The sequence below is a fragment of the Alloalcanivorax sp. genome (assembly GCF_964221125.1).
Taxonomy (GTDB): domain Bacteria; phylum Pseudomonadota; class Gammaproteobacteria; order Pseudomonadales; family Alcanivoracaceae; genus Alloalcanivorax; species Alloalcanivorax venustensis.
In genome coordinates this window covers 1-6,529 of record NZ_CAXPXK010000124.1, presented here as the reverse complement: position 1 = coordinate 6,529, position 6,529 = coordinate 1, and the positions used below count along the sequence as shown (strand labels likewise).

The following is a 6,529-nucleotide window of genomic DNA, read 5'->3' as shown; positions in this document are numbered from 1 at the left end:
CACATATAGACGCCGCCGATGCCCACCGTGCCCTCGGCGGTGTAGGTGCGCGCCGGGTTGTATTTGGAGGTCATCAGCCGGTGGCGCGGGTCCACCGGCACGGCGCAGGGCGCGCCCAGGTAGACGTCGCCCAGGCCCAGCACCATGTAGCTGGCCTTGAAGACGATGTCCTTGACCTGCTCGGTGCTGTCCAGGCCGTTGATGCGGCGGATGAACTCCACGTTGTTGGGCAGCCAGGGCGCCTCGGAACGGATGGTCTCCTGGTAGCGCTGCACCGCGTCCAGGGTGGCGCTGTCCTCAAACGCCAGCGGCAGGTGCAGCACCCGGGAGCGCACTTCCATATCGTCCACGGAGCCGATCGCTTTCTCCCGTTCCAGCAGCGCGTCCACCAGGCCGGCCTGATCGATCAACCGTGAGTCGTAGTGCACCTGCAGGCTGCGCACGCCCGGGGAGAGTTCCAGGATGCCGGGCACCGGCTCGGCCTTGAGGTTTTCCATCAGCGCGTGCACGCGCAGCCGCAGGGCCAGATCCAGCACGTTGTCGCCGTATTCGATCAGGATGTATTTGTCGCCGGCCTGGCGGTAGGTGATGCGCGGCACATGGCCGGCCGCGTCCAGCTCGGCGACCATGGTGGCGGACGTAAACGCGGGATCGCTCTTTTTAAGTAAGCCATCGTGGAGATCCGGCGACACCACCGGCACCGGCGCCAGCTTTTCGATAGCCGCGTCCTGGGCCTGTTCCAGCGCCAGGGCCTCGGCGAAGGCGACGGGCGTGAAGCGGATGCTGTCGCCGGGCTTGAGCTGGCCCACTTTCCACAGCTCCGCCTTGGCGATGGTCACCGGGCAGACGAAGCCGCCCAGGCTCGGGCCGTCCTTGGTGAGGATCACCGGGAAGTCGCCGGTGAAGTTGATTGAGCCGATGGCGTATTCGTTGTCGTGCAGGTTGGACGGGTGCAGCCCGGCTTCGCCACCGTCGGTGCGCGCCCAGCTCGGCTTGGGGCCCACCAGGCGGATGCCCAGGCGGTTGGAGTTGTAGTGCACCTGCCAGTCCGCTTCGAAGAACTGTTCGATGGCCTCTTCGGTGAAGAAGTCCGGCGCCCCATGGGGGCCGTACAGCACTTTGATCTCCCACTGTTGCGGGTAGTCAGGAATCATCGCCTCGGGGGCCGGGGCCGGCTCATGGCCCGGTGCCGGCGTCGGGCAGCCGGCCAGCTGCGGCTGGCAGATCGACAGCACGTCGCCCTTGCGCAGGGTGCGGCCGCCGTGGCCGCCGAACTGGCCGAGCACGAAGGTGGCTTTGCTGCCCAGGTAGTCGGGCACGTCGATGCCGTTGCGCACCGCGATATAGGTGCGGCAGCCGCTGGACGCTTTGCCGGTGGCGAGTGTCTGGCCAGCTTGCACCGGCACCGGCCGCCACATGGGTACGGGCTCGCCGTCCAGGGTGGCGTCGCAGGCGGCGCCGGTGAGCGCCACCACGGTGTCGCTATGGAATTTCAGCGACGGGCCCACCAGCGTGGTCTCCAGGCCGGCGGCGCTGGCGTGGTTGCCGACGATGCGGTTGCCGAGCCGGAACGCGTAGTCGTCCATCGGTCCGGAGGGCGGCACGCCGATGTCCCAGGAGCCGGCGCGGCCGGGGTAGTCCTGCACCGTGGTGTAGGTGCCCGGCTCCACTACTTCAAAAGCCGTGGGGGTGTACTGGAAGCTTTCCAGGTAGCGGGTGGAGACCTTGCCTGCCACCACGTTCGGGTCGATCAGAATGCGGCGCAGATAATCCAGGTTGGTGGCGATGCCGGAAAGCCGCGTGGCGGCCAGCGCGTCCTGCATTTTCTTCAGCGCCGCCGGCCGGTCGTCGCCGTGCACGATCACCTTGGCGAGCATCGGGTCGTAGTGCGGGCTCACCCGGGTGCCGGTGTCCACCCAGCCGTCCAGGCGGATGTGGTCCGGGAACGACACCTCGGTGAGCTCGCCGGGGCTGGGCTGAAAATCCTTGAGCGCGTCCTCGGCGTAGATGCGCACTTCCATGGCGTGGCCATGGCTCCGGTAGTCCGCGTCCAGCGGCGGTTGTTCGCCGCCGGCCAGCATCACCATCCAGGCCACCAGGTCGACGCCGAACACCGCCTCGGTGACGCCGTGCTCCACCTGAAGGCGGGTGTTCACCTCCAGGAAATAGAACTCGTCGCGCTCGTCGTCGTAGATGTACTCCACGGTGCCGGCGGACTGGTAGTTCACCGACTCGCCCAGGCGCACGGCGCTGGCGTGCAGTTGTTCCCGGGTGGCCTGCGGCAGATTGGGGGCCGGGGTTTCCTCCACCACTTTCTGGTTGCGGCGCTGCAGGGAGCATTCGCGCTCGCCCAGGGCCAGCACCTTGCCGTTACCGTCGCCGAAGATCTGCACTTCCACGTGGCGGGCGCGGGCCACGAAGCGTTCGATAAAGACGCCGCTGTCGGAGAAAAAGTTTTCCCCCATGCGCTTCACCGATTCAAAGGCGTCCACCAGTGCCTGTTCGTTGTCACAGCGGCTCAGGCCGATACCGCCGCCGCCGGCGGTGCTTTTCAGCATGATCGGGTAGCCGATGTCGGCGGCGGCGCTTTTCGCTTCTTCCAGGCTTTGCAGCAGACCGGTGCCCGGCGCCAGCGGCACGCCGGCGGCTTCCGCCAGGGCGCGTGCTTCGTGCTTGAGACCGAAGCGGCGCAGCTGGTCCGGGGTCGGGCCGATAAACTGAATGCCGGCTTCCGCGCAGGCTTCGGCGAAGTCCGCGTTCTCGGACAGAAAGCCGTAGCCGGGGATGATGCCCTGGGCGCCGGTGTCCTTGGCGGCCTGCAGAATCAGCTCGCTGCGCAGGTAACTCTCGGCGGCGGTCTGGCCGCCCAGCGCCACCGCTTCGTCGGCGGCGCTGACGTGCTGGCTATTGCGGTCCGCGTCGGAGTACACCGCCACCGAGGCGATGCCCATTTCCTTGAGCGTGCGGCAGATGCGTACCGCGATCTCCCCCCGGTTGGCGATCAGAACTTTGCTCAGCCCTTTTTTATGCATTGCTCAAACCTCTTATGTAGTGCCTCCACCCCCCAAGGGCGGTTATGTCGGTGGCGTCGTCGATGGCCCAGCCTTCGCAGATGAAGCCCTTCACCTGACGGCCGTCTTCGGTTTCCAAGGTGCCGATGCCCAGCGGTGCCGGGATCAGCGCCACGAAGCCGCCGAATTCGCTGACCGGCAGCTTCCACAGTTCGATTTCGATGGCGGCGCCGTCGGCGCCCTTGATCAGCCCGGGCTTGGGCGGCGTGGTGTTGGCCAGGGCGTAGAGCCGGTAGCAGGGCGCGGTGCGGGTGCTTTCCAGCAGCACGGCGCCGCGGTCGGTGAGCTGGTGATTGAGTGGCATGCCGGTGAGGTGGGCGCCCACCACCGCCACGGTGACCATGCCGTCGTCGCTGCCGGCTTCCGGCTCCGCCGGCGCGGGCAGGGCGTTGTCGGTGGCGCCGGCCTTCCAGGGGCGGTGGCGCTGCCAGCGGCGACCGAACTCGGCCAGGGCACCGTCCTGCCAGGCGGCGCCGATCAGGGTGATGCCCACCGGCAGGCCGTCGTCGCGGAAGCCGCCGGGCAGGGCCAGGGCGCACATATCCAGCAGGTTGACGAAGTTGGTCCAGGTGCCGAGCTGGCTGTTGAGCTTGACCGGTTCTTCGGCCACCGCCGCACGGGTATGGATGCCCGGCGTGGAGGGCACCACCAGGGCGTCCACCTTCGCCATCAGCTGATCGGCCTCGCGGCGCAGGTCGGCCAGGCGGTACTGGGCGCGGAAGCCGTCGGCGGCGCTCATGTCTCTGGCGGGTAGAATCACATCGCGGATCACCGGCAGCAGCGCGTCTTTTTCCAGCAACGGCTCGGCCACGGTGTAGCGTTCCGCGACCCAGGGGCCCTGGTAGAGCAGCTCGGCGGTTTCGCGCAGCACGCCGGTATCCAGCGGAATCAGCTCGGCAATTTCCGCCAGCTCTTCCAGGTGGCGCTGCCAGGCGGCGGCGGCGCGCTGGTCGCCGAACCAGGGCGTGTCCTTGGGAATGCCCAGGCGCGGCCGCTCCGGCAGGGCGGCGGGCAGCGGCTGCGGCGCCGGGCGCGCGTAGCCGTCCAGCTCGTCGTAGCCACGGAAAAGGTCGTAGACGCTTTGCGCGTCTTCCACGCTCAGCGCGAACACGCTGATGCAATCCAGGGTGCGGCAGGCGGGCACCACACCACGGGTGCTCATGCTGCCCTTGGTGGGCTTGAGGCCCACGGTGTTGGTGAACGCCGCCGGCACCCGGCCGGAGCCGGCGGTGTCGGTGCCCAGCGCGAATGGCACCAGGCCCAGGGAGACCACCGCCGCCGAACCGGCGCTGGAGCCGCCGGAGATATAGTCCGGGTTGAAGGGGTTGGGGACTTCGCCGTAGGGCGAGCGCACCCCCACCAGGCCGGTGGCCAGCTGATCCAGGTTGGTCTTGCCGACCAGAATGGCGCCGGCGTCAAGCAGCGCCTGCACCGCCGGCGCGGTTTCCTTGGCGGTGTAGGTGTAGGCGGGGCAGGCGGCGGTGGTGGGCAGGCTGCCCACGTCGATGTTGTCCTTGACCGCGAACGGCACGCCGTAGAGCGGCAGGCTGGGATCACTGAGGCGCTCCGCCTGGGCCAGCAGGCTGGACTCGTCCAGCAGGTGGATCCAGAGGGCCCGCTCGCTGTCCTGCAGCTGAGCGGAGAGAGCTTTCATGGCCGATACCGGAGTGACGTTCTTCTTCCGGTAGGCGGCGCGCCATTGATCGATGGTCCAGCCAAGCACGATCGCATACCTCGTTGTATACCAGTGGGTATGCCGATCAGTGCAAGGCGGGTGCCAGCGTGGGGAGCGCGGGGCTAAGCTATTGTTTAAAAATAGGTTTTTCTGTTTCCCGGCGAACGGCGAGGTGAGTCGGGAAAGGTATGAGATGCGTCTTCATGGGGCGTCCGCGCCATCATTGTGCATGGCCGGGTGGCTGGACGGTCAGGGTAGCGGTGGCGGCGCGGGCGGCCGTTGCGGCCGTACGCCTTGCCCGAGGGTATTGCCCATCCGATTGCGCAAAGTGGACAGGTTGAACAGGCCTAGGCGGTTGGGCGCCTGCTCGGCGACGGTGGCGGAGTGCATCGCGGGCGTGCCGCGTTCCGGGACGGACGACGGCGCCATCTTCCGCTGATAACAGTCGTAGGGCAGCGCCTTGTGGCCGTCGATTTCGACAGTCACACAGCTGGGTGCGTCCTGGTTGTTGTCCGCCCGGGTGGGCGGGCCGGCGATTAACGCCAGGGTGAGCACGGCAAACGCCGGCATGGAGCACCACGGGGTGGATTCGGCTGTCATGGGGTCGTTCCGGGACGGGAAATGAAGGCTCACCTTGGTGCGGATCACTGCGCCGTACAAGGCGTAAGCACGCAACCCTGATGAATTTTTAATGACACTGTTTCGGTTTGAGAGGTATCGAACACTCTTCCCTGGTGTTGACCGGAGCACTCCTCGGCTGTCGCTGAAAGCCGCGGTGGTCAGCAATCAGTTAGCCGCTGTCCGCAATGTCCCCGGACCAGCGGCTTTTTTTTGCTTCGTTTCATGAATTTTCAATGACAAAGGTTCGGTCGTGGTGGGTTCCAGTCATCTAGAGAGTGTTAACTGGATCACTGGCCGGATGGGCCGGTGAGTTGTTGGTTGTGGCAGCGGCTTACGGGGACACCACTACGGTGGTGGTGCCACGACCCGGTGCATCAATGCCGAGTTTTGAATCCATGCTTTACAAGAAACGAAAGACTGGACGGTGTCGTTCCATGACCGGGATGTGCTTCAGCGGACTTCTGTTAATCAGTCCGCTGGCATGGACGCAGCAGAGTGCTGAACCGGATGCCGCCGGGACGCCTGTCACGACAACGGTGACCATTAATGAGTACATCGTGCGTGGTAATACCGTGCTGCAGGCACGCGATATCGAGCGCGCGGTTTATCCCTATCTGGGGCCGGATAAAACGCTGGACGACATACGAGAGGCGCAACGGGCCTTGCAGGCGGTGTACCAGGACTCCGGCTATCAATCGGTATATGTGGAGCTGCCCGAGCAGAAGGTCAGCGGCGGCGTGGTTTACCTTGAGGTCGTGGAAGTGAAAGTCGGTCGGGTGCGGGTGGTTGGCGCCGAATACCAATCCCCGCTCGAGATTCGAAATCAGGTGCCCGCGCTGACCAGTGGCACGGTACCCAATTTTGATCTGGTTCAAGAGGAGCTCACCGAGGTTAACCGTACCGGTAAGCGGCAGGTCATGCCGCTGGTCAAGGAGGGGCGTATCCCCGGCACCATGGATGTGGATCTGGCCGTTGAAGACGAGCGCCCCTGGAGCGCCAGCCTGACGTTGAACAATGACTATAGCGCCGACACCGAGAAGCTACGCACGGTGGCCACGCTCAGCCACGCCAATCTCTGGCAAAAAGGCCACAGCGCCTCGCTCACTTTCTTTACCGCGCCTCAGGATACCGACAACGCCGAGGTCTGGTCCTTCAGCTACGA

At 65.9% G+C, this 6,529-nt stretch carries 4 protein-coding genes; 1 reads left to right on the top strand and 3 read right to left on the bottom strand.

The window, feature by feature from the left end:
* The 3 genes from uca to ACEQZD_RS14505 all read right to left on the bottom strand — a co-directional run.
* On the bottom strand, positions 1–3,032 hold a 3,032-nt coding region (uca, locus tag ACEQZD_RS14515), incomplete at its 3' end, for an urea carboxylase (protein WP_370186294.1).
* Complete coding sequence (atzF, locus tag ACEQZD_RS14510) at positions 3,025–4,794, bottom strand: allophanate hydrolase (protein WP_370186292.1); 1,770 nt, start codon at positions 4,792–4,794, stop codon at positions 3,025–3,027. The genes atzF and uca, both read right to left, overlap by 8 nt.
* 201 nt (positions 4,795–4,995) lie before the next feature.
* Positions 4,996–5,346: a hypothetical protein gene (locus ACEQZD_RS14505; protein WP_194854984.1), complete on the bottom strand. Its 351-nt coding sequence runs from the start codon at positions 5,344–5,346 to the stop codon at positions 4,996–4,998.
* Positions 5,347–5,801: 455 nt separating this feature from the next.
* Between ACEQZD_RS14505 and ACEQZD_RS14500 the strand changes: the two genes are divergently transcribed.
* A partial coding sequence (locus ACEQZD_RS14500; RefSeq protein ID WP_370186290.1) for a POTRA domain-containing protein occupies positions 5,802–6,529 on the top strand: 728 nt, incomplete at its 3' end.